This is a genomic window from Gilliamella sp. Lep-s35, from assembly GCF_009795845.1.
Classification (GTDB): Bacteria; Pseudomonadota; Gammaproteobacteria; order Enterobacterales; family Orbaceae; genus Gilliamella.
Genome location: NZ_WTEX01000019.1, coordinates 1 through 23,497 on the forward strand (window position 1 = coordinate 1; position 23,497 = coordinate 23,497).

Annotated in this window: 18 protein-coding genes, 2 pseudogenes, 1 CRISPR repeat array and 1 other annotated feature; of the genes and pseudogenes, 18 read left to right on the forward strand and 2 right to left on the reverse strand. The window is 36.9% G+C overall.

Annotation, left to right across the window (positions count from 1 at the left end; genetic code table 11):
* Window positions 1–200, forward strand: a 200-nt coding sequence (locus tag GQ590_RS08795) for a CrcB family protein (RefSeq protein WP_202112946.1), incomplete at its 5' end; no start/stop codon positions are given.
* 106 nt (window positions 201–306) lie between these two features.
* Window positions 307–696 carry a SulA-like leucine-rich domain-containing protein gene (locus GQ590_RS08800; RefSeq protein ID WP_160408484.1) on the forward strand — a complete coding sequence of 130 codons (390 nt, stop codon included), beginning with the start codon at window positions 307–309 and terminating at the stop codon, window positions 694–696.
* 14 nt (window positions 697–710) lie between these two features.
* Here GQ590_RS08800 and GQ590_RS08805 read toward each other — a convergent pair.
* Both GQ590_RS08805 and GQ590_RS08810 read right to left on the reverse strand, forming a co-directional pair.
* Window positions 711–905 (reverse strand): annotated as a pseudogene (locus tag GQ590_RS08805) (AMP-dependent synthetase); the annotation flags it as partial.
* Window positions 906–1,088: 183 nt separating this feature from the next.
* Window positions 1,089–1,718 (reverse strand): TetR/AcrR family transcriptional regulator, encoded by a 630-nt coding sequence (locus tag GQ590_RS08810; RefSeq protein ID WP_160408480.1) that lies wholly within the window; start codon window positions 1,716–1,718, stop codon window positions 1,089–1,091.
* A gap of 179 nt (window positions 1,719–1,897) precedes the next feature.
* On the opposite strand from GQ590_RS08810, the gene GQ590_RS08815 reads away from it, so the two are divergent.
* The 16 genes and pseudogenes from GQ590_RS08815 to GQ590_RS08905 all read left to right on the forward strand — a co-directional run bounded on the left by GQ590_RS08815 (window position 1,898) and on the right by GQ590_RS08905 (window position 23,475).
* Window positions 1,898–3,106, forward strand: coding sequence for a Tm-1-like ATP-binding domain-containing protein (locus tag GQ590_RS08815; protein ID WP_160408478.1), 1,209 nt, complete (start codon window positions 1,898–1,900; stop codon window positions 3,104–3,106).
* Between the two features lie 13 nt (window positions 3,107–3,119).
* Window positions 3,120–3,953: a phosphoenolpyruvate hydrolase family protein gene (locus GQ590_RS08820; protein WP_368669145.1), complete on the forward strand. Its 834-nt coding sequence runs from the start codon at window positions 3,120–3,122 to the stop codon at window positions 3,951–3,953.
* 349 nt (window positions 3,954–4,302) lie between these two features.
* Window positions 4,303–4,427 (forward strand) — a sequence feature (His leader region).
* A gap of 38 nt (window positions 4,428–4,465) precedes the next feature.
* Window positions 4,466–5,365: an ATP phosphoribosyltransferase gene (gene hisG, locus GQ590_RS08825; protein ID WP_160408474.1), complete on the forward strand. Its 900-nt coding sequence runs from the start codon at window positions 4,466–4,468 to the stop codon at window positions 5,363–5,365.
* A gap of 4 nt (window positions 5,366–5,369) precedes the next feature.
* Window positions 5,370–6,671, forward strand: coding sequence for a histidinol dehydrogenase (hisD, locus tag GQ590_RS08830; protein ID WP_160408472.1), 1,302 nt, complete (start codon window positions 5,370–5,372; stop codon window positions 6,669–6,671).
* 9 nt (window positions 6,672–6,680) lie between these two features.
* Window positions 6,681–7,739, forward strand: a complete 1,059-nt coding sequence (gene hisC, locus GQ590_RS08835) for a histidinol-phosphate transaminase (protein WP_160408471.1) — start codon at window positions 6,681–6,683, stop codon at window positions 7,737–7,739.
* Window positions 7,740–7,747: 8 nt separating this feature from the next.
* Window positions 7,748–8,815, forward strand: coding sequence for a bifunctional histidinol-phosphatase/imidazoleglycerol-phosphate dehydratase HisB (hisB, locus tag GQ590_RS08840; RefSeq protein ID WP_160408469.1), 1,068 nt, complete (start codon window positions 7,748–7,750; stop codon window positions 8,813–8,815).
* Entirely contained in the window at window positions 8,816–9,403 is a 588-nt protein-coding gene (gene hisH / locus GQ590_RS08845; protein WP_160408467.1) for an imidazole glycerol phosphate synthase subunit HisH, read from the forward strand.
* 2 nt (window positions 9,404–9,405) lie between these two features.
* Entirely contained in the window at window positions 9,406–10,158 is a 753-nt protein-coding gene (gene hisA / locus GQ590_RS08850) for a 1-(5-phosphoribosyl)-5-[(5-phosphoribosylamino)methylideneamino]imidazole-4-carboxamide isomerase (RefSeq protein ID WP_160408465.1), read from the forward strand.
* Window positions 10,140–10,916: an imidazole glycerol phosphate synthase subunit HisF gene (gene hisF / locus GQ590_RS08855; protein ID WP_160408463.1), complete on the forward strand. Its 777-nt coding sequence runs from the start codon at window positions 10,140–10,142 to the stop codon at window positions 10,914–10,916. The genes hisA and hisF overlap by 19 nt, the downstream gene beginning before the upstream one ends.
* On the forward strand, window positions 10,910–11,566 hold the full coding sequence (hisIE, locus tag GQ590_RS08860) for a bifunctional phosphoribosyl-AMP cyclohydrolase/phosphoribosyl-ATP diphosphatase HisIE (protein WP_160408460.1): 657 nt from the start codon (window positions 10,910–10,912) through the stop codon (window positions 11,564–11,566). Before hisF ends, hisIE begins: the two co-directional genes overlap by 7 nt.
* Before the next feature lie 788 nt (window positions 11,567–12,354).
* Window positions 12,355–12,834, forward strand: coding sequence for a hypothetical protein (locus tag GQ590_RS08865; RefSeq protein ID WP_160408459.1), 480 nt, complete (start codon window positions 12,355–12,357; stop codon window positions 12,832–12,834).
* A 30-nt stretch (window positions 12,835–12,864) separates the two neighbouring features.
* Window positions 12,865–13,959: pseudogene (locus GQ590_RS12485) on the forward strand (IS3 family transposase); the annotation flags it as partial.
* 342 nt (window positions 13,960–14,301) lie between these two features.
* Window positions 14,302–15,950: direct repeats of the CRISPR family, unit length 28 nt; unit sequence TTTCTAAACTGCCTACACGGCAGTGAAC.
* Window positions 15,951–16,310: 360 nt separating this feature from the next.
* The gene (locus tag GQ590_RS08890) at window positions 16,311–17,876 is read left to right on the forward strand and encodes a type I restriction-modification system subunit M (protein WP_160408451.1); all 1,566 of its coding nucleotides are present in this window, start codon (window positions 16,311–16,313) and stop codon (window positions 17,874–17,876) included.
* A 197-nt stretch (window positions 17,877–18,073) separates the two neighbouring features.
* Window positions 18,074–19,234, forward strand: coding sequence for a restriction endonuclease subunit S (locus GQ590_RS08895; RefSeq protein WP_202112947.1), 1,161 nt, complete (start codon window positions 18,074–18,076; stop codon window positions 19,232–19,234).
* Window positions 19,235–19,260: 26 nt separating this feature from the next.
* On the forward strand, window positions 19,261–20,370 hold the full coding sequence (locus tag GQ590_RS08900; protein WP_160408449.1) for an AAA family ATPase: 1,110 nt from the start codon (window positions 19,261–19,263) through the stop codon (window positions 20,368–20,370).
* A gap of 3 nt (window positions 20,371–20,373) precedes the next feature.
* The gene (locus tag GQ590_RS08905) at window positions 20,374–23,475 is read left to right on the forward strand and encodes a type I restriction endonuclease subunit R (RefSeq protein ID WP_160408448.1); all 3,102 of its coding nucleotides are present in this window, start codon (window positions 20,374–20,376) and stop codon (window positions 23,473–23,475) included.
* Window positions 23,476–23,497 lie beyond the last annotated feature (22 nt).

Genomic DNA, 23,497 nt, shown 5'->3' on the forward strand with positions numbered 1-23,497 from the left:
TTTCTGCCGAATGGCGTTTACTTGTGATAACCGGTTTTTGTGGAGGGCTATCAACCTTTTCAACTTTTTCAGCCGAAATTGTTAATTTTTTACAAGAAGGTCGAATATCTTGGGGCTTAGCAGCCATATTGATTCATGTAATTGGCTCAGTTTTAATGACATTCTTAGGGATTTTATCGTACCAATATTTGCGATCTTAAAGTGATTAAATTAACAAATAATACAAAAAATAATCATAAATAGAGTTTACAACACCTAAATACTGTATTAATATACACTGTATATAGACACAGTATTGAGGTTATTATGTTAATTGAACATTCATCACAACAACTTATGGCAATTCATTTTGAATCACCTTTTCAACAACTGTTACAACAACAACGCCCTTTATTAAAATCACTTAATAAAGCCAAAAAATGGCAATTATGGCTTTCTGAACGCCCAATGTTAAAACGTTCATGGATCAATACGGCTGGGTTAGACAAACAAAAAGTTGTTCATTTAAGTAATTTAAAAAATGAAAATCTAATATCGACAATAGAAAAGGCTTTACGAAGCCAAACCTGTAGTTATATCGTTGCTTGCATCAACAATCTCAATGAACAAGACAAACAACGATTACAGCAAGCCGTATTATCAAGCAATACCTGTCTACTTTTAGTCAACGACAAACAGCCAATTCAATATCATTAAATTACAGAATATGGCTAACAAGACAAATACAGTTGAGTTAGTCGTTTTCGATCAACTTTACCAATCTTTGTCATGGGCAATTGATCAATAATATTGATCTTTTTCGGCATTTGATAACGGGCAATTTGAGGCTTTAACCACCCCAATAATACTGTTTCGGTTAATTTACTATTAGGTACTAAAACAACAAAAGCCATTAACCGTTGCCCAAATTCAGTATCCCAGTAATACTAATCATTTTATGCTGTAAAGACTGTGTTAACTGGCAAAAATTAGGCTTGCGTATAGGAAAAAGGAGATAATTAAGCAACTCAGTGAAAATCTTCATCTATCAATAATTAATATTTTAACGTAACAGTATAAAATTAATGCTAAATTACTTTAGGATTCAATTACACTTTTAATGCATCTTGCCGAGCTTGGTTAATTACTGCTTTTGCTATCCACTGCGTTAACGATATAATTTGTTGATTATCCAATTTCCAAATATCTTTTAACACCATAAATATTTCTGATCCATAAATAATTGAAATAGAATAAATTACTTGATTATAAATTTCATCAGGTAACTCAGTTTTGAGTGGTAATAATATTGTTGAAAGGATTTCTTTTCGATTACCTCTAACCAATTTTTTAGTTTGCAATGATGATGAGGCTCGTTCTGTTGCCCATTGTTGTAATGAAAGCCTCAATGCAGCACGTAGCGCTCCTTCATGTTTTAACATTTGAGGAAAGGCAAAAGCTAAAAAATCATTAAGTTGTTCTTCTACATTCTGTTTTTGGGAATGCCAACTAAAAATAGGTCCTAACGAGCTTGCCACCACAGCTGCAATTAAATCACTTTGTGTAGGAAAATAACGATAAGCTGTTGCTCTTGAAATACCTGATTTATCAGCTAATTCAGTTATAGTAAGTTCATACCCTTGTTCTAATGCTTCTAATGCAGTATTAATTAAACGTTCATAAGTCCGCTTTTTTACGCCTGCATATGTTGAAGAAGAGATTAAATTATTTTGAATCATTGGGCATATATTCAATTTTTATTAATTATGGATATGATACATCATATTTAATAAATTAGTTAAAATTTATCATTTAATAAATAAATGAGACTTCATTCTCATTTTGATATATAATGTTTAACAATTAACCACTCTTTGGTTATAAATACTCACCAAATTAACTTAGTTAGGAGTAATAAATGACATCACCTAGTACAATTTATTTGGTCACAACATTAGACACTAAAGGGGAAGAAATCATTTATATCAAAAACCTCCTAAATTTAAGAAATCTTAATTGTAAAATCGTTGATATTTCTACACAACCTCATCAATTTAATCATTTAGCAACGATTGAAGCTGAAACTGTTGCTAATTACCATCCAAATGGTAAACAAGCTGTTTTTTGTGGAGACAGAGGTAAAGCAATTGTTGCAATGGCTGATGCATTTAAATTATTTTTGATAGCTCAAAATGATGTAGAAGCCATACTAGGGTTAGGTGGTTCAGGTGGAACAGCCTTAATTACTCCGGCTATGCAATCACTAGCTGTTGGAGTTCCTAAACTGATGGTATCAACAATGGCATCAGGCGATATTTCTGGTTATATTGGTGCAAGTGATATTGCAATGATGTACTCAGTTACAGATATTGCAGGTATTAATGTCATATCTAGAAAAGTTTTAACCAATGCTGCAAACTTTATTGCAGGTTCGGTTCTTTTTAAAAGCCAAGATATGATTGAAGATAAACCTGCAATTGGCTTGACAATGTTTGGTGTCACAACAAAGTGTGTTCAATCCGTATCAGCAAAATTACATAAACAATATGACTGTTTGGTTTTTCATGCAACAGGTAGTGGCGGTAAAGCCATGGAAAAGCTTGCCGACAGTCACCTATTACATGGGGTCCTTGATATCACAACAACCGAAGTATGTGATTATCTTTTCGGCGGAGTTTTAGCTTGTAATGAAGACCGTTTTGGTGCAATAGCTAGAAGCAAAATACCTTATATTGGTTCATGTGGTGCACTGGATATGGTTAATTTTGCAAGCCCTGATACAATTCCTGAAAAATATAAAGATCGTTTATTCTATCCACATAATCCCCAAGTGACTTTAATGCGAACAACGCCAGAAGAAAACAAAAAAATGGCTAATTGGATCGCAAATAAACTTAACCAATGCCTAGGTTATGTGACTTTTATTATTCCAGAAGGTGGGTTTTCAGCGTTAGATATTGAAGGTGGAGCTTTTTGGTTACCACAAGCTAATCAAGCATTTATTGATGAGTTTGAAAAAACTTTTATTCAAACTGACAAAAGAAAGTTAATAAAAACCCCTTATCACATAAATTCAGCAGAGTTTTGTGATCTAATCATCAACGAATTTGCAAATGTAATGAAATAAATATTTGGAGAATATAATGAGTAGTCAACGTGCTCAATTGTTAAAAAAATTCCACGATATGATTAATAAAGGTCAATCAATTATTGGTGGTGGTGCTGGGACAGGATTATCAGCAAAATGTGAAGAAGCCTGTGGAATCGATCTTATTGTTATCTATAATTCAGGACGTTACCGTATGGCAGGTAGAGGTTCATTAGCAGGATTACTAGCTTATGGCAATGCTAACGAAATTGTTATGGATATGGCAAAAGAAGTATTACCTGTAGTCAAACACACACCAGTGCTAGCAGGTGTAAACGGTACTGATCCATTTTGCCAGTTTGACCAATTTTTAGATAAAATTAAAGAAACAGGATTTGCTGGTGTACAAAACTTTCCAACTGTAGGGCTTATTGATGGCAATTTTAGAGCAAATCTAGAAGAAACAGGCATGGGATACGACTTAGAAGTGGAAATGATTCGTAAAGCACATGAAAAAGATCTACTTACAACACCTTACGTATTTAGTGAACAAAATGCAATCGATATGGCTAAAGCGGGTGCTGATATTTTAGTACCTCATATGGGACTAACAACAGGTGGCAGCATTGGGGCAGAAACGGCATTAAAACTTGCAGATTGTGTACCATTAATCAATCAATGGGCCAAAGCAGCTAAAGCAATTCGCCCTGATATTATTATTTTATGCCATGGTGGCCCTATTGCCACTCCTGAAGATGCCGAATATATTTTAAATAATTGCCCTGATTGTAATGGATTTTATGGGGCAAGCTCAATGGAGCGCTTACCAACAGAAGTAGCACTAAAACAAACTACAAAACAATTTAAATCAATTCAACGACACTAACAATAATATAAGCAATAACGGTGCGACTAATTAGTCGCGCTGCTATTTTTGTTATAGCGATTCCGATTAAGCAGAAATAATTTCTAACTACTTCCAAATATAGATAGAATTAACAAATCAATAAATTAAGCGTCAAAATTGCCTAGTTTTAAAGTTATGTTGAAATTATTGAGCTAATTATGCAAGCTATTTTTGAATAAAAAATCAAAAAAAAGTTGCGAGCAAATAAATTCTGTTATATTTTGTTCAGTAGCTTTAATTATCAACTCAGTTAAAGGTTTTTTATTTTTATGAATTGTTTTTGCGGTTTTGTTACTACTTTTGTTAATACAGATGTTATTAGTACACATCATCATCACCATCATTCCTGAATAGTCTTCGGGCGATTGGTGCTGGAAGACTTTGATCTTCCGGTGATATCGCAAAAGCAAGCAGAGAACCCTCGGAAGATCAAACTTCCGAGGGTTTTTTGTTTGTGGTTTATAAATTTTTAGATAACTTTGGAGAAAGATATGTTGGATAATTCGCGTTTACGCATTGCAATGCAAAAGTCAGGTCGATTAAGTGACGAATCAAAAAAATTACTTGCTCAATGTGGTATTAAAATTAATCTTCAAGAACAGCGTTTGATCGCTTTTGCCGAAAATATGCCAATTGATATTTTGCGTGTTCGTGATGATGATATCCCCGGATTGGTTATTGATGGTGTTGTCGATATTGGGATTGTCGGCGAAAATGTTTTAGAGGAGGAAGTATTAGATAGGCAAGCCGAAGGCGAAAACCCACAATTTAAAAAATTGCGCAGTTTAGATTTTGGTGGCTGTCGGTTGTCGATCGCAGCACCTCGTGATTTTGAGTATACAGGACCAGAATGTTTAAATGATTTACGTATTGCTACCACTTACCCTCACCTGCTCCGCCGTTATCTTGCTCAATATAATGTTAACTTTAAAACCTGTTTGCTGAATGGTTCGGTCGAGGTTGCCCCTCGGGCTGGGCTTGCCGATGTAATTTGTGATTTGGTTTCGAGTGGTGCAACACTTGAGGCCAATGGACTAAAAGAGATCGAAGTTATCTATAAATCAAAAGCCTGCTTAATTCAACGTCAAGGTGAAATGTCGCCAATAAAACAGGCGTTAATCGATAAAATTATGACACGCATTCAAGGCGTTATTCAGGCTCGTGAGTCCAAATATATTATGCTCCATGCCCCTACCGAGGTGTTAGATGATATTGTTGCGCTATTGCCGGGTGCCGAAAACCCAACCATTTTGCCACTCACTGGCGAGCAAAATCGTGTTGCGCTACATATGGTGAGTAGTGAATCGCTTTTTTGGGAAACCATGGAAAAATTAAAAACATTAGGCGCAAGTTCAATTCTTGTATTACCAATTGAAAAAATGATGGAGTAATAAGATGAAACTTTCTTATTGGCAACAATGTACTGACGTTCAACGAAAGAAACTACTGACTCGCCCAGCAATTAATGCTTCAGATTCGATTAGCAAGGCAGTAGCCGATATTTTGGCACAAGTAAAGCAGCACGGCGATGAGGCTCTAAAAGCATTAAGTAACAAATTTGATAAAGTCCAAATTGAGCAAATAAAGCTTACAAAAGAAGACATAAAAGCCGCCGCAAATCGTGTTAATCCTGAATTAAAACAAGCCATGCAATTAGCGGTTGCCAACATTGAAAAATTCCACCAAGCACAAGCCTATCAATCTATTACGGTTGAAACAATGGCAGGCGTAAAATGCCAGTTAGTTACTCGCCCTATTGATTCGGTTGGGCTTTATATTCCAGGCGGTTCAGCCCCTTTATTATCTACTGTGTTAATGCTTGCAACACCAGCTAAAATTGCGGGTTGTCGTCAAGTTATTTTATGTTCGCCACCGCCCATTGCTGATGAGATTTTATATGCCGCACAGTTGTGTGGTGTTAGCGAGGTTTATCAATTAGGCGGTGCGCAAGCCATTGGTGCAATGGCACTAGGTACCGAGTCGGTTCCTAAAGTCGATAAGATTTTTGGTCCTGGAAATGCCTACGTTACCGAGGCTAAACGACAAGTCAGTCAGCGACTTGATGGCGCAGCCATTGATATGCCAGCTGGTCCGTCTGAAGTGTTAGTGATTGCAGATAGTTCAGCAAATCCTGCTTTTATTGCTGCCGATCTTTTGTCGCAAGCTGAACATGGTCCTGATTCACAAGTTATTTTGTTAACACCTGATGAAAAAATAGCACAAGCAGTATCGATTGAAGTCGATAAGCAACTTACGCAACTATCGCGCCAAAATATCGCTAAAAAAGCATTACAAGAAAGTCGCCTCATTGTAACTAAAGATTTGGATGAATGTGTTGCTATTAGCAATCGCTATGGTCCCGAACACTTAATTATTCAAACTACGAATGCGGATGAATTAGTTGAACAAATTACTAGTGCTGGCTCGATCTTCTTGGGTGATTGGTCACCGGAGTCAGCAGGTGATTATGCTTCAGGAACCAATCATGTATTACCAACTTATGGTTATACAGCCACATATTCTAGCCTTGGGCTTGCTGATTTTCAAAAACGTATGACAGTGCAAAAATTAACACCAGAAGGTTTAAAAGCCATTGGTCATGCGGTTGAGTTGATGGCAGAAGCAGAACAACTCACTGCCCACAAACAGGCGGTTAGCCTTAGGCTTGCGGTATTAAATTCAATAAATCAAAAATAGGTGGCTTAAATGGATATCAATCAATTAGTTCGAAAAAATGTTCAGCAATTAACGCCTTATCAATCTGCTCGCCGTATTGGTGGTCAAGGCGATGTGTGGCTGAATGCTAACGAGTATCCCGTTGCTCCACATTTTGAGTTGTCCGAGCAAACGTTAAACCGTTATCCAGAACCACAGCCTGAAAAAGTAATTAAGCGTTATGCTCAATATGCAGGCGTGCAAGCCGATCAGTTAATTGTTAGCCGTGGAGCGGATGAGGCTATTGAGCTATTAATGCGTGCATTTTGCGAGCCTGAAAAAGATAGCATTTTATACTGCCCTCCGACTTATGGTATGTATCAGGTGAGTGCAGAAACGTTAGGGATAAAAACCAAAACAGTGCCGACTACACCCGATTGGCAGCTCGATCTTGAAAGTATTGAGCAAAATCTTGACGGTGTTAAGCTGATTTATGTTTGTTCACCAAATAATCCAACAGGTAACTTGATTAATCCTGAAGATATTAAGACTTTGCTCAAGATTGCTAAGAATCGTGCTTTAGTTGTGATTGATGAGGCTTATATTGAGTTTTCTCCTGACTCAACGGTCGTGAGCTGGCTTGCTGATTATCCGCATTTAGTGGTTTTACGTACGCTATCAAAAGCCTTTGCTTTGGCTGGATTACGTTGTGGCTTTACCATCGCAAATAAACCCGTTATTGATGCATTACAAAAAGTGATTGCCCCCTATCCTCTTGCGACGCCTGTTGCCGATATTGCAGCTCAAGCGCTGAGTAAAGAGGGTATTAATACTATGAAGTTGCATGTCATTAATTTAAATAAACAAAAAGAAAAATTTGCCAGTTTGCTAGCGCAATTACCGATTGTTGAAAAAGTCTATCCAAGTTCTTCAAACTATTTATGCGTGAAATTTCAAGACCATAAAGCAGTATTTGAGACTTTATGGCATAAAGGCATTATTTTACGCGATCAAAGCAAATCGATTGGGCAAGATAATATGATTCGAATCACCATTGGTACCCAAGCTGAGTGCGAAGCGGTTCTTTCTGCACTCAAAGCAATAAGATAGGAGTAAATATGTTACAAAAATACTTATTTATTGATCGAGACGGTACATTAATTACCGAACCGCCCGTTGACTTTCAAGTTGATCGTTTTGATAAGCTGGCTTTTGAGCCAAATGTGATCCCTGCGCTTCTTAAATTGCAAGCTGTTGGTTATAAGTTGGTGATGGTGACCAATCAAGATGGACTTGGTACAAGTAGTTATCCGCAAGCCGATTTTGATGGTCCGCATAATTTGATGATGCAGATTTTTAAATCACAAGGGGTTAATTTTGAGGATGTCTTAATTTGCCCACACTTTCCAGAAGATAATTGTGAGTGTCGTAAGCCGAAAATCCAATTAGTTTTGCCATATCTTACTAGTGGTAAATTAGATAAACAAAACAGTTATGTTATTGGTGACAGGGTCACAGATATTCAATTGGCTGAAAACATGCAAATCCAAGGATTACGCTATCATCCTGAAAATTTAAATTGGAGCGAAATCGCCCAACGATTAACCACTAAAGATCGTTATGCAAAAGTTGAACGCAATACCAAAGAAACAAAAATACAAGTTGAAGTGTGGCTTGATCGCCAAGGTGATAGTCATATCAATACCGGGATCGGTTTTTTTGATCATATGCTTGATCAAATTGCGACTCATGGCGGTATTAAGCTCAATATTCAAGTTGATGGCGATTTGCATATTGATGATCATCATACTATCGAAGATACTGGGCTTGTCTTGGGCGAGGCTTTAAAAATAGCGCTCGGTGATAAGCGTGGTATTACTCGCTATGCCTCTGTTATTCCGATGGATGAGTGTTTAGCAAAATGTGCAATGGATATTTCAGGTCGTCCTTATCTTAAATTTTCGGCTCAGTTTACTCACCAGAAAGTGGGCGATATGAGCACGCAAATGGTTGAGCACTTTTTTTATTCAATCAGCTATGCAATGGCAATTACCTTGCATATTGAAACCACAGGTGATAATGATCATCATAAAGTAGAAAGTCTGTTTAAGGCTTTTGCTCGTACTTTAAAACAAGCAATTAAAATTGAAAGTGATCGACTACCTAGCTCAAAAGGAGTGCTATAAATGAATATTGTCATTTTAGATACTGGTTGCGCCAATCTTTCATCGGTGAAATATGCAATAGAAAGGCTTGGTTATCAACCCATCATTAGTCTTGATCCTGATGTGGTATTGAATTCAGACAAGTTATTTTTGCCGGGTGTCGGATCGGCTTCATCTGCAATGCAAAAATTAGAAGAGCGCAATTTAATTGAACTGATAAGAGTTTGTACTCAACCAGTATTAGGGATCTGCCTTGGTATGCAACTTTTAGCCGATTATAGTAATGAAGGACATGTGCATACACTTGGTATAATTAATGAAAAAGTGATTGAAATTCCTGATTGTGGATTACCACTACCCCATATGGGCTGGAATCAGGTCTACCCAAAAGCTGGACATCATCTTTTTCGAGATATTCCTGATGGTGCTTATTTTTACTTTGTACATGGATACGCGATGCCACTATGCTCAGCAACAATAGCAGAAACCAGTTACGGCGAAAGCTTTACCGCAGCCGTGCAAAAAGACAACTTTTACGGCGTGCAATTTCATCCCGAGCGTTCTGGCTTGGCCGGTGCAAAATTGCTAAAAAACTTTTTGGAGATGTAACTATGACAACTTTTCCAACCATCATTCCTGCTCTTGATTTAATTGATGGCAATGTGGTGCGATTACATCAAGGCGATTATGGACAAAAACGTGATTATGGTAACGATCCTCTTTTACGTTTACAAGATTACCAAAAGCAAGGCGCTAAACTGTTGCACTTGGTGGATTTAACAGGTGCGAAAGATCCTAATGCTAGGCAAATTTCGTTAATACAATCACTTATTAGTGGCGTTCAAATCCCTGTGCAGGTTGGTGGTGGTATTCGTACCCAAAATGACGTTGATGCGTTATTATCCGCAGGTGCTGCGCGTGTGGTGATTGGTTCAACCGCCATTAAACAACCTGAAATTGTTAAGCAGTGGTTTACAAAATATGGTGCTGAAAAATTGGTATTAGCGCTTGATGTACGAATTGATTCTAAAGGAAACAAGTACGTCGCTATCCACGGTTGGCAAGAAGACTCAAAACAGACATTGGAATGCGTAATTGATAGCTATCTGCCTTATGGATTGAAACATGTACTTTGTACTGATATTTCGAAAGATGGTACGCTTAGCGGTTCAAACGTTAAGTTGTATCAGGGAATCAGTCAAAAATACCCACAAATCGCTTTTCAAGCTTCTGGCGGAATTGGCCAGTTAGACGATATTAAAGCGCTTAAAGATAGTGGTGTTGCAGGCGTAATTGTCGGGCGAGCACTGCTTGAAGGTAAATTTACTGTTCAGGAGGCGATTTCATGTTGGCAAAAAGGATAATTCCTTGTTTAGATGTTCGTAATGGTCAAGTGGTTAAAGGCGTACAATTTCGTAATCATGAAATTATTGGAGACATAGTCCCCTTAGCAAAAAGGTATGCTGAAGAAGGCGCTGATGAGCTGGTTTTTTATGATATTACCGCTTCGTCAGATGGCCGTGTTGTCGATAAAAGTTGGATCGCAAAAGTTGCCGAAGTGATTGATATCCCTTTTTGTGTCGCTGGTGGAATTAAAACAATTGAAGATGCTGGGCAAATACTCTCATTTGGTGCTGATAAAATTTCAATTAACTCCCCTGCACTTGCTGATCCTAGTTTAATTACACGGCTTGCAGATCGTTACGGAGTACAATGCATTGTAGTTGGCATTGATAGCTGGTATGACAGACAATCACACAATTATCATGTTTATCAATTTACTGGCGACGAAAAACGTACCGTTGCCACAAAATGGAACACGCTTGATTGGGTTAAAGAAGTACAAAAGCGTGGTGCGGGCGAAATTGTCCTTAATATGATGAACCAAGACGGCGTTCGTAATGGATATGATATTATTCAACTAAACGCCGTTCGAGAAGTATGCAACGTGCCACTGATTGCCTCAGGCGGTGCTGGTAGTATTGAGCATTTTTTACAGGCATTTAATGAAGCACAAGTTGATGGTGCATTAGCCGCTTCGGTATTTCATAAGCAAATTATCAATATTGGTGAACTTAAACAGTATTTGGCTGAACATGGAGTAGAAATTCGATTATGTTAACTCAAAATTGCGATACAAAATTAGATTTACAGCAATTAAATTCACAACAACTAGATTTGCAACGACTGGATTGGCAAAAAGTAAACAATCTAATGCCGGTGATTATTCAGCATTATGTTTCGGGTGATGTGTTAATGCTAGGCTATATGAATCAAGAGGCATTAGCACAAACGCAAAATAGCGGTAAAGTGACATTTTATTCACGTACCAAACAACGCCTTTGGACTAAAGGCGAAACGTCTGGTAACTTTTTAAATGTGATGAGTATTTCAACCGATTGTGATAATGATACTTTGCTGATTTTAGTTGATCCAGTTGGCCCAACTTGCCATACCGGCTCAACAAGTTGTTTTGCTTCGACTAAAACCCAATGGGGATTTTTATTTGAATTAGAACAGTTAATTGCAGGGCGCAAAAATGCTGATCCTAAATCATCATATACCGCTAAACTCTATCATGATGGCACCAAACGTATTGCTCAGAAAGTTGGCGAGGAAGGTGTTGAAACAGCACTAGCAGCAACCGTACATGATCGCGAAGAATTAAAAAATGAATCTGCTGATTTGGTTTATCATCTTTTAGTTTTACTTCAAGATCAAAATCTGTCACTGCAAGATGTCATTGGTATTTTAAAAGCAAGACATAAATAATAAACCTAGCTAAAGTGTAAACCTTATTACACTTTAGTTTAACTTTATTTGTTAGTTAGCATAAAATTTAGGAAAGCACCAACTTGTTTACCCTTCATGATTAAAATAATCCGCTAAAAAACCAAGTTTTGAGTTTTTAATCTTTAAGTTATAAAAAGCTAGCCAAACAATAAAAAAACAGCATCCTCACATCAAGTGGGGCGATTTATTGGTTTATTTGACCGGTTATTTTGTAAAAAATATTCAGGAGTCTATACCGTTTTAAATCCATAACAAATTGATTTAAATAAAAAAGTAAAAAAGTCTAACAACACCGCAAGGCCAATATTTCAGCCTTTTTACCGTATCAAAAAAACAAACAAATCCGCCATTTTTGTTAAAAACTTTCAGGAACGCACTACATTTATGTAAAAAATCTAAAAAAATCAGACCTGTAACTTATATTTTTGATTCCTTGTTTCAGTGGATACTTGGGATTAGATACTCTACTGAAATTGTATAATCATGAGAGTGATAATATCATATCAGGTATATTTTCAATTACATCTCACTCAATTGTAGTTATTTTATTAACATATTTATGTATCCGCTATTTCCGCTATATTTACCGCTTTGAACTATTTACCATCCGCCATATTCGGGTACGATTTAATCGAATTACAAGGCAAGTGTATATTCAGCGCCCTAAATATTGTGGTGGCACAGTGGTATTTAAGTGGGAACATATTATGCCTGCTAACTTCGGCGAAACTGGCTGAGATATGGGTGGCACCAATATGGTTAACCTAATGACCTTTCCCCCATATAAAACTGGCTTTCCGGTTGCTCAATCAGTCGGCATTGGCAAAAATACTTATAATGCCCAAGATTATAAAGACGAATGGGAATTTATTCTCCGGTATATGGAGCACGGCCCCGAAAACTTGCCAAAACCACGCCTAAGCACCCATTTACCCATGCCTTTTCATGGCTTTAAGGGGCATATAAAGCCCATGATTCATGCAGCTAAAAATGCCCCAACGGCATGGGTGTATTTACTGCTTATTCCTGTATTTTTAATTTTATTACCGTTTTACACTATCGGCTACTTTATTTCGGAATGCCTGTGTTGGCAACCTCGATGGCCAAAAGTTATACGCCAAGCTGGTAAAGTGGGCAAACCGATCCCTAAAGAAACCACCTTAGCTGACTATCCCCCTAACATACAGCAAGCCCTATTAGATAGCCGTGATCCTCGCCAAAAAAGTGGACAAAAGTCACCTCTATGATATAAACAAAAATCATAGGAGACAAATATTATGGTCAAAAAATTTAGTATCGAATTCAAACAACAATCAGTGGATTATGCGTTATCTAATGCACACCTTTCTATCAGCGAACTTGCCAACCATCTAGGTGTGGGTAAATCAACCCTAGATAAATGGATTAGGCAACTTTCCCCGAATAAAACCAGCCGTCGAGAGTTAACCGCTGAGCAACAGCGGATTATGGCGTTAGAAAAAGAGATTAAAGAACTGAAAATGGCTAATGATATACTAAAAAAGGCGCATGTGTACTTCATCAACAATCCAAGTCGATGAAGTACGCTTATATGAAAAATCATTTAACCTGCTATCCCGTTACTAGGATATGCTCATTACTTGGTGTCAGTTCATCGGGTTATTATGCTTGGTTAAAAAAAGCAAACAAATCAGCTAAACTCAGCGAGTATATCCAAAAGCAGTATTGGCAACATAAAGCTCGTTTGGGTGCGCCAAGCCTGCTTCATGATGCAAGGGAAGCGGGCTATCAAGTTTCAGAAAGGACAATTAGCCGTGTTTTGTAACAATGGGGATTACCTAGTTTAAGATTGCATAGTAAAGCAGCACGTAAATTCAAGTATAAAACAGACACGGCTCATCGCAATATTGTGCCCAACACGTTAGATAGGCAATTTAACCCTGATAAGCCTAATAAAACATGGGTAACCGATATTACTTATATTAAAACGGGTGAAGGTTGGTTATATTTGTCGGTGATTATCGATTTATATGGACGAAAAGTGATTGCTAGGCAAACGAGTCTCTACATAGACCGCCATTTAGTGTGTAATACATTAAAACAAGCTTTATTTCGGCGTCACATTTCCTAAAAATGTACTCATTCATAGTGACCAAGGAAGCCAATATTGCAGTGCTGATTTCAAGCAATTATTGTTACAATATGGGCTAAGGCAAAGCATGAGTCGAAGAGGCAACTGCTTTGATAATGCGGTTGTTGAGAGTTTTTTTCATACACTCAAAACACATATTATTCATGACTGTTACTACAAAACGAGGAAGCAGGCTAATAAAGCACTATTTGAATATATTGAAATCTATTATAATCGGATACGCCGTCATTCAGCCAATGGCTAGGTATCACCGCAGCAATATGAACAACAATATTACCAAAACGAAAAAATGATAGAGGTGGGCACTGTCTAATATTTTGGCGAGGATCACCGTTTGCAATGGTGTGTGCGTGATGAAAAAACAGGAAAGCTCGTTGATTATGGAAATTCATAACATAAAAACATTTTTTAAAATAATAACAACAGGATTTAAAACCTATAGAAATCCCTCGCATTTTTTACAGTAATTTAAAAAATTGCAGTAATAAACATAAAAAACAAAATTAACGCCCGATAGGGCACTTATCTGTTATAGGTAGATACTGTCTAATATTTTAACAAGGATCGATCTACGATTTCCTTTTTTCTAAACTGCCTACACGGCAGTGAACAATAGCGTAGAATTAAATGAGCTATTTGTTGCTTTCTAAACTGCCTACACGGCAGTGAACATTATTTTGTACTGCTTTTTTATAATCAGACTTTTCTAAACTGCCTACACGGCAGTGAACGCAACGTGTTGCTGGTGGGCACGTTGTTGATATTTCTAAACTGCCTACACGGCAGTGAACAGTAATATTAAAAAAATAAATAAAAATGGTTTTTTCTAAACTGCCTACACGGCAGTGAACATGATTTAGAAAATCTCTTTTTTCATCCTGTGTTTCTAAACTGCCTACACGGCAGTGAACTATACACAGCGTAACACTCGCCGACGTGCCGCTTTCTAAACTGCCTACACGGCAGTGAACCAAATGGTGGCAAAGCAGATTAAAGCGGAAATTTTCTAAACTGCCTACACGGCAGTGAACTAGCACCCAATTTATAACGCCTACCCTTATATTTTCTAAACTGCCTACACGGCAGTGAACCGTATTATGTTTTTAATGCTCAAGATGTCGAGTTTCTAAACTGCCTACACGGCAGTGAACCGGTCCAATTAATGTTGTCTGGGTCTTTTATTTTTCTAAACTGCCTACACGGCAGTGAACGTTGGACAATAGTTGACGTATTCGGCGGTTCATTTCTAAACTGCCTACACGGCAGTGAACATCAAGAAGCAATAGCAATTCTAATGCCAGTAATTTCTAAACTGCCTACACGGCAGTGAACGATCCTATTGGTCTTGATTATTGGACCGGCGATTTCTAAACTGCCTACACGGCAGTGAACATCTTCTTCCAAATAATTTTAGTGCGAAATCATTTCTAAACTGCCTACACGGCAGTGAACTTTCGATATATCCGTTAATGTTGCCCACATGCTTTCTAAACTGCCTACACGGCAGTGAACAATAAAGCAATTGAGAAAGCTATTTTAATTACTTTCTAAACTGCCTACACGGCAGTGAACGACGTTATTCTCATCAATTACCCCTCTTTCTTTTTCTAAACTGCCTACACGGCAGTGAACGTCCCGCTGCAAGTTCAATTGATTTGAAATATTTTCTAAACTGCCTACACGGCAGTGAACGGAGCGAATACGGCAAAAATCAAGCATGAAATTTTCTAAACTGCCTACACGGCAGTGAACACAATTAATTTACATAAAAAAGCCACTAATTATTTCTAAACTGCCTACACGGCAGTGAACGTTTGCTCCACCGCTCAACTGCTTTGTTTGTCTTTCTAAACTGCCTACACGGCAGTGAACTTTAAGTGGGAGCGTGCTCCCACCCCCTTATATTTCTAAACTGCCTACACGGCAGTGAACAAAGAAAAGCTCGTTTCTGGTGAGTTAATCATTTTCTAAACTGCCTACACGGCAGTGAACGAGGCTCGTTATTTGGCTGTGTTAGTGATGCATTTCTAAACTGCCTACACGGCAGTGAACTCAACTGTATCACTGATAAAAAACATGTACTATTTCTAAACTGCCTACACGGCAGTGAACGTCGAGCATGTGATTGAGACCTTGAGGACAGTTTTCTAAACTGCCTACACGGCAGTGAACAGAGCCAATACCAACCGTTAATATGTTAGCTGTTTCTAAACTGCCTACACGGCAGTGAACTAGAAGCTAATATACTATCAATATAGTATGTAAAAAGGCAAATAGGTATTTAGTTTTTAAAAACCCTTTTTTTAGAGATAAATTTAATCTATTGATTTTATTAACTTTTAAAATACAGCTAAAAAAAGGGTTTTTGTTTTTAGATTTTGTTGCTTTGTTATTTCTTAATATTTCCCAAGTTTAAAATTTAAAATACCCATTGGCTGAGTTTTTAATAAACGCCCCAGATGGAAAAATAACAACAAATCAGCTATGCTATAACACCTATAACAGGTAGCTATAAAATGGCTAATATGGAAGTAAAAATTAGTTACCTTCTAATTAGGCAGCACCTATTTTTATTTAGGAATTTTGAAAAATATGACATCTAATAACGCTAAATCAATTACCGAAACGCAACAACGCGATCAACTACAACGCCAAATATGGAAAATTGCCGACGAAGTCCGTGGTGCGGTCGATGGTTGGGATTTTAAACAGTATGTACTTGGTTCTTTGTTTTATCGCTTTATTAGTGAGAATTTTGCCAATTATATTCAAGCTGGCGATGAGAGTATCGACTACAGCGCATTACCGGATGATGTTATTACCGATGAAATTAAAAAAGACGCAATAAAAACCAAAGGCTATTTTATTTATCCTAGCCAACTATTTTGTAAAATTGTAGCGGAAGCTAATACCAATCCAAGTTTAAATACTGACTTGGCTAATATTTTTAATGCGATTGAAAGCTCAGCTATTGGCTATCCTTCAGAAAGTGATATTAAAGGATTATTTGCCGATTTTGATACCACTAGTAACCGATTAGGTAATACGGTTGCCGATAAAAACAAACGGTTAGCTGCAGTACTTAATGGGGTGGCCGAGCTTGATTTTGGCGATTTTGCAGACCATAAAATCGATCTGTTTGGCGATGCTTATGAGTATTTGATTTCTAATTATGCCTCGAACGCCGGTAAATCGGGAGGCGAGTTTTTTACCCCGCCGAATGTGTCCAGGCTGATCTCACAACTCGCCTTACATAATCAAAAAAAGGTCAATAAAATCTATGATCCGGCAGCAGGATCGGGCTCTTTATTGTTACAGGCGAAAAAACAATTTGACGAACATATTATTGAGGATGGATTCTTCGGTCAAGAGATTAATCATACCACCTATAACCTTGCTCGAATGAATATGTTTTTACACAATATCAACTATGATAAATTTGAAATTGCCTTAGGGGACACGCTACTTAATCCAAAATTTGGCGACGAAAAGCCATTTGATGCCATTGTTTCTAATCCACCTTATTCAATTAAATGGATTGGCAGTGATGATCCAACCTTAATCAATGATGACCGATACGCACCTGCCGGTGTGCTGGCACCCAAATCGAAAGCTGATTTTGCCTTTATTATGCATGCATTAAGTTACCTGTCCGATCGCGGTCGTGCGGCAATTGTTACCTTTCCGGGGATCTTTTATCGTGGCGGTGCAGAACAAAAAATTCGCAAATATTTGGTCGACAATCATTATGTTGAAACCGTAATATCGCTCGCACCCAACTTATTTTATGGCACCTCGATTGCGGTTAATATTCTGGTGCTTGCTAAAAATAAAACCGTCAAAACGACACAATTTATTGATGCCAGCAAACTGTTTAAAAAAGAGACCAATAATAGTGTGCTCACTGATGAACATATTCAACAAATTATGCAAGTATTTGCTAGCAAGCAAGATATCGAATATTTTGCCAAATCGGTTGATAATCAAACCATTGCCGACAATGATTATAATTTAGCGGTCAGTTCGTATGTCGAAGCCGAAGATACCCGTGAAGTGATTGATATCAAACAGCTTAATGCTAACATTGCCGAAACGGTAAAAAAAATAAACACACTTCGTGCTGATATAGATGAAATAATTAAAGAGATTGAAGCATGAGTAATGATCATATCCTTATTTACCAGGATAATAACCAATCAATTCGCGTTGAGGCTCGCTTTAAAGGTGCAACTGTTCGGAAAATCCGAACAGTTCAACCACAGAGCTCATGCAATGTTTCCAGTGGGGGTAGAAATATCTTATCTGAAAACCATCAATGTATTAGCAAATAAAGCGAAACAGGAAAGCCGCAAAAAATGAATGATAGACTAAATATGCAAAATAGTATCGCGAAATTACTTGATGGGGTAGTGGTTGAGTGGAAACCATTAGGTAAATTACTTATACGCACAAAAGGAACAAAAATTACAGCAAGTCAAATGAAGGAACTACATAAAGATGATGCACCATTAAAGATTTTTGCTGGTGGTAAAACATTTGCTTTAGTCAATTTTGACGATATATCCGAAAAAGATATCAATCGAGAACCGTCTATTATTGTAAAATCTCGCGGTATCATTGAATTTGAATACTACGATAAACCATTCTCTCATAAAAATGAAATGTGGTCATATCACTCCAAAGATAAACAGATTAATATCAAATATGTTTACTATTTTTTAAAAACTAAAGAACTACATTTTCAAAATATTGGCAGCAAAATGCAAATGCCACAGATTGCGACACCAGATACGGATAAATTTGAAATCCCCATTCCCTCTCTACACGTTCAAACCGAAATAGTCCGTATTTTAGACACATTTACAGCCCTAACAGCAGAGCTAACAGCAGAGCTTACCGCACGGAGAAAACAATACAACTATTATCGTGATCAATTGTTGTCCTTTCAAGAGGATGAGGTTGAGTGGAAGGCTTTAGGGGAAATTCTTCATCGAACCAAAGGCGCAAAAATCACTGCATCTAAAATGAAAGAAATTCATAAAAATAATGCACCATTAAAGATTTTTGCTGGTGGAAAAACATTTGCTTTAGTCAATTTTGACGATATACCCGAAAAAGATATTAATCGAGAACCGTCTATTATTGTAAAATCTCGCGGTATCATTGAATTTGAATATTACGATAAACCATTTTCCCATAAAAATGAAATGTGGTCATACCATTCTAAAGATGGGAATATTAATATCAAATATGTTTACTATTTTTTAAAAACTAAAGAACTACATTTTCAAAATATTGGTAGTAAAATGCAAATGCCACAGATTGCGACACCAGATACGGATAAATTTGTTATACCAATTCCATCGCTCAGTATTCAAAACAGAATTGTCGAAATCCTAGATAAATTTGATGCGCTTACTAACTCAATCACCGAGGGTTTACCGCGTGAGATTGCCTTACGCCAAAAACAATATGAATATTATCGGAATTTGTTATTAGACTTTCCGAAAGAGTAAGAATCATAAGGTAGAGTTATAAAAAGATGAATACTACATTAAGGAATATTGCTGAAAAGCTGGATAAAAACGATAGAAAAGTCCAATTAATCTATGCCTTTAACGGAACCGGTAAAACACGTTTATCTCAAACCTTTAAGAATTTAATTATATCGCAGCATAAAGGCAATCAAGAGGATCATGCAGCCTTAACAAGGCATAAAATCCTTTATTATAACGCCTTTACTGAGGATTTATTTGTTTGGGATAATGATAAACACCAAGAGGGTGAACATCAATTAATCATACAACCGAACTCATTTACGGACTGGATTTTGAAAGACCAAGGACAAGACCAAAATATTGTTCGTTACTTTCAATCCTATACTCATCAAAGATTACTGCCGCATTTTAATGAGGATTTTTCCGCTATTACTTTTTCGCTGGCAGGCGATAATGAGCAGCGTATGGATAATATTAAAATCTCCAAAGGCGAAGAAAACAATTTAATTTGGAGTATTTTTTTCACGCTGATTAACTTAGTGATTGCCGAGCGCAATATTGCGGAAACAAGCGAGCGTTCCACTAATGAGTTTGACCAATTACGCTATATTTTTATTGATGATCCGGTCAGTTCGTTGGACGAAAATCACCTTATCCAATTGGCGGTAGATATTGCCCAATTGATCCAATCTAGTGATTCTGACATTAAATTTATTATTACGACCCATAACCCACTGTTTTATAATGTACTTTATAATGAACTCAAATTGTCAAACGGTTATATTTTAAGACGATTTGAGGGCGGTGAATTTGCATTAGAAGAGAAAAAAGGCGATTCAAACCGCAGTTTTTCCTATCATCTGTATGTAAAACAGTTGCTGCAAGAAGCGGTTAAGGAAAATAAAATTGAAAAATATCATTTTACCCTATTACGCAACTTATATGAAAAAACCGCCGGTTTTTTAGGCTATCCGCAATGGTCAGACTTGTTGCCTGACGATAAAAAACTTTACTTAACACGGATTATCAATTTCACCAGCCATTCAACCTTATCTAATGAAATGGTTTCCGAACCTTCTGAACCTGAAAAGCAAACGGTTGCCTTTTTACTGAACCATTTACTTGAAAAGTATAATTTTAAACATTTGGAATAGACTATGACGACTTATACAACCCCCATCGCCGAAACCAATGGTTATATTATTTTAGATAACTACACCAAGCTTGAAGAGCCAGCGGCTGCTTACCAAACCGAAAATCAATTAGAAAACGAATTAATTCAGGATTTATGCCGTCAAGGATATGAATATTTGCCCAACCTAACTACGCACGAAAAGTTGTTGGCCAATATTCGCGTGCAGTTACAAACACTGAACAACATGCAGTTTACTGATGCGGAATGGCAACGGTTTGTTTTGGAGTATTTGGATAAACCCAATGAGTCAATGGTCGATAAAAGTCGTAAAATCCACCACAATCATATTTATGATTTTGTGTTTGATGATGGTCATATTCAAAATATTTATCTACTTGATAAAAAAACACTTAAAAATAATAAATTACAAGTTATTCACCAATTTCAACAAGCGGGTAGTTATGCCAATCGTTATGATGTGACTATTTTAGTGAACGGCTTGCCTTTAATACAAGTCGAATTAAAAAAACGGGGTATTGCCATTCGTGAAGCCTTTAATCAAGTCCATCGTTATAGTAAAGAAAGCTTTAATCAAGATAATTCGTTATTTAAATATTTGCAAATGTTTGTGATTTCAAACGGTACGGATACGCGCTATTTTGCTAACACGACTAAACGTGACAAAAATAGCTTTGACTTTACCATGAATTGGGCAAATGTAAAAAACAAACCGATTAAAGACTTAAAAGATTTTACTGCAACGTTTTTTGCCAGTCGTACTTTGTTGAGTGTACTTATCACCTACTCGGTTTTGGATGTTAATGATACTTTATTAATTATGCGTCCTTACCAAATCGCCGCAACCGAACGGATTTTGTGGCAAATTACTAGTGCATATCATGCCAAAAATTGGAGTACGCTTCAAAGTGGTGGCTTTATTTGGCACACAACGGGATCGGGTAAAACACTGACCAGTTTTAAAGCCGCTCGTTTAGCCACTGAACTTGAATTTATAGACAAAGTCTTTTTTGTGGTGGATCGTAAAGATCTGGATTATCAAACCATGAAAGAGTATCAAAAATTCTCAAAAGATAGTGTCAATGGTTCAAACAGCACCGCTGGGCTTAAGCGTAACATTGAAAAAACCGATAATAAAATTATTGTTACCACTATTCAAAAACTCAATAATTTGATTAAAAGCGAAGATGACTTAGCAATCTATGATAAACAGGTCGTGTTTATTTTTGACGAAGCGCACCGCTCCCAGTTTGGCGAAGCCCAAAAAAACATAAAGCGTAAATTTAAAAAATATTACCAATTTGGTTTCACCGGCACGCCGATTATGCTTGATAACGCACAAGGAACACCAACCACGGCTGATGTTTTTGGTCGTGAATTGCATGCTTATGTATTAACCGATGCCATTCGTGACGAAAAGGTACTAAAATTTAAAGTCGACTATAATGATGTGCGCCCGAATTTTAAATCAATAGAGCAAGAACAAAATCTTGAAAAACTCAGCGCTGCTGAAAATAAAAAAGCCCTGCTCCACCCAAACCGTATAGAGCAAATTACACAATATATTTTGAATAATTTTAAACAAAAAACCCATCGCTTAAACGGTACAAGTAAAGGATTTAATGCCATGTTTGCGGTGAGTAGTGTGGACGCAGCTAAACTCTATTATGAATCATTCAAAAAATTACAAAAAGGAACCAATCAACCGTTAAAAATAGCCACCATATTTTCTTTTGCCGCCAATGAAGAACAAGATCCACAAGGTAACCTTGTTGATGAGAGCTTCGAGACTGATGCTTTGAATCAAAGTGCCAAAGAGTTTTTAGCGATGGCTATTGATGACTATAATCAGGAATTTAAATCAAACTATGATGTCAGCAGTGAGCAGTTTCAGAACTATTATCGCGATTTATCTTTAAAAGTAAAAAATAAAGAAATTGATTTGTTAATTGTGGTGGGTATGTTTTTAACCGGCTTTGATGCGCCAACGCTTAATACTTTATTTGTTGATAAAAACCTGCGATATCATGGGTTAATTCAAGCCTTTTCACGCACCAATCGCATTTATAATGCCACCAAAACCTTTGGTAATATTGTGGCGTTTCGCGATTTAGAACAAGCTACCATTGATGCAATAAAAACATTTGGTAAAAGTAATACTCGTGAAGTGGTGCTAGAAAAAAGCTTTAAGGAATACATGGAAGGGTTTACTGATCAAAGCTCAGGTCAGTTCCATCAGGGCTATCTAGCCATCGTTGCCGAGTTACAAGAAAAATTCCCACGTCCCGACGAAATTATCACCGACAAAGATAAAAAAGCGTTTGTTAAATTATTTGGCGAGTACTTGCGTGCTGACAACATATTGCAAAATTATGATGAATTTGTGGCATTAAAAGATTTCCAACAATTAGATATGACCGATGCGCAAGCGGTTTTAGCGTTTAAAAACAAGCATTATGTGACTGATGAAGATCTGCAAAAAATGCAAGCAGTTAAACTACCGACTGATCGCGCAATACAAAATTATCGTTCAACTTATAATGATATTCGTGATTGGCTACGCCGAGAAAAACAAGCCAATCAACAAGATCAGCAAAGATTTGACTGGGATGATGTGGTTTTTGAAATCGATCTATTAAAATCGCAAGAGATTAATTTGGATTATATTCTTGAGCTCATTTATGAACAAAACAAACAAGAAAAAGCCAAACAAGACATTGTCGAAGATGCTCAGCGCTTAATTCGATCAAGCTTAGAAAATCGTGCTAAAGAAGAGCTAGTTGTTGATTTTATAAAACACACCGATCTTGACGCTATTCCGGATAAAGCCTCGATTATTGATGCGTTTTTCTTATATGCACAGCAAGAGTTACAGGTAGAACTAAATACCTTAATTGAAGAAGAAAATTTAAACGAAGCCGCTACAAAACGCTATATCTCCTCATCGTTAAAGCGAGAGTATGCAACTGAAAATGGCACAGAACTGAATGAGATTTTACCTAAAATGAGCCCACTTAATCCTCAATATTTAATTAAAAAGAGCCGAGTTTTTGAAAAAATCGCCGCATTGGTTGAAAAGTTTAAAGGGGTTGGGGGGGAAATTTAACTTTTTAGCAATTATAATAATA

Bases quoted from the DNA above. Each gene is read 5' to 3' on its own strand.
- hisB (WP_160408469.1), top strand. From the start codon at position 7,748: ATGTTACAAAAATACTTATTTATTGATCGAGACGGTACATTAATTACC.
- GQ590_RS08895 (WP_202112947.1), top strand. From the start codon at position 18,074: ATGAATGATAGACTAAATATGCAAAATAGTATCGCGAAATTACTTGAT.
- hisIE (WP_160408460.1), top strand. From the start codon at position 10,910: ATGTTAACTCAAAATTGCGATACAAAATTAGATTTACAGCAATTAAAT.
- hisG (WP_160408474.1), top strand. From the start codon at position 4,466: ATGTTGGATAATTCGCGTTTACGCATTGCAATGCAAAAGTCAGGTCGA.
- GQ590_RS08890 (WP_160408451.1), top strand. From the start codon at position 16,311: ATGACATCTAATAACGCTAAATCAATTACCGAAACGCAACAACGCGAT.
- GQ590_RS08865 (WP_160408459.1), top strand. From the start codon at position 12,355: ATGACCTTTCCCCCATATAAAACTGGCTTTCCGGTTGCTCAATCAGTC.
- hisC (WP_160408471.1), top strand. From the start codon at position 6,681: ATGGATATCAATCAATTAGTTCGAAAAAATGTTCAGCAATTAACGCCT.
- hisF (WP_160408463.1), top strand. From the start codon at position 10,140: ATGTTGGCAAAAAGGATAATTCCTTGTTTAGATGTTCGTAATGGTCAA.
- hisD (WP_160408472.1), top strand. From the start codon at position 5,370: ATGAAACTTTCTTATTGGCAACAATGTACTGACGTTCAACGAAAGAAA.
- GQ590_RS08800 (WP_160408484.1), top strand. From the start codon at position 307: ATGTTAATTGAACATTCATCACAACAACTTATGGCAATTCATTTTGAA.
- GQ590_RS08905 (WP_160408448.1), top strand. From the start codon at position 20,374: ATGACGACTTATACAACCCCCATCGCCGAAACCAATGGTTATATTATT.
- GQ590_RS08900 (WP_160408449.1), top strand. From the start codon at position 19,261: ATGAATACTACATTAAGGAATATTGCTGAAAAGCTGGATAAAAACGAT.
- hisA (WP_160408465.1), top strand. From the start codon at position 9,406: ATGACAACTTTTCCAACCATCATTCCTGCTCTTGATTTAATTGATGGC.
- GQ590_RS08810 (WP_160408480.1), bottom strand. From the start codon at position 1,718: ATGATTCAAAATAATTTAATCTCTTCTTCAACATATGCAGGCGTAAAA.
- GQ590_RS08815 (WP_160408478.1), top strand. From the start codon at position 1,898: ATGACATCACCTAGTACAATTTATTTGGTCACAACATTAGACACTAAA.
- hisH (WP_160408467.1), top strand. From the start codon at position 8,816: ATGAATATTGTCATTTTAGATACTGGTTGCGCCAATCTTTCATCGGTG.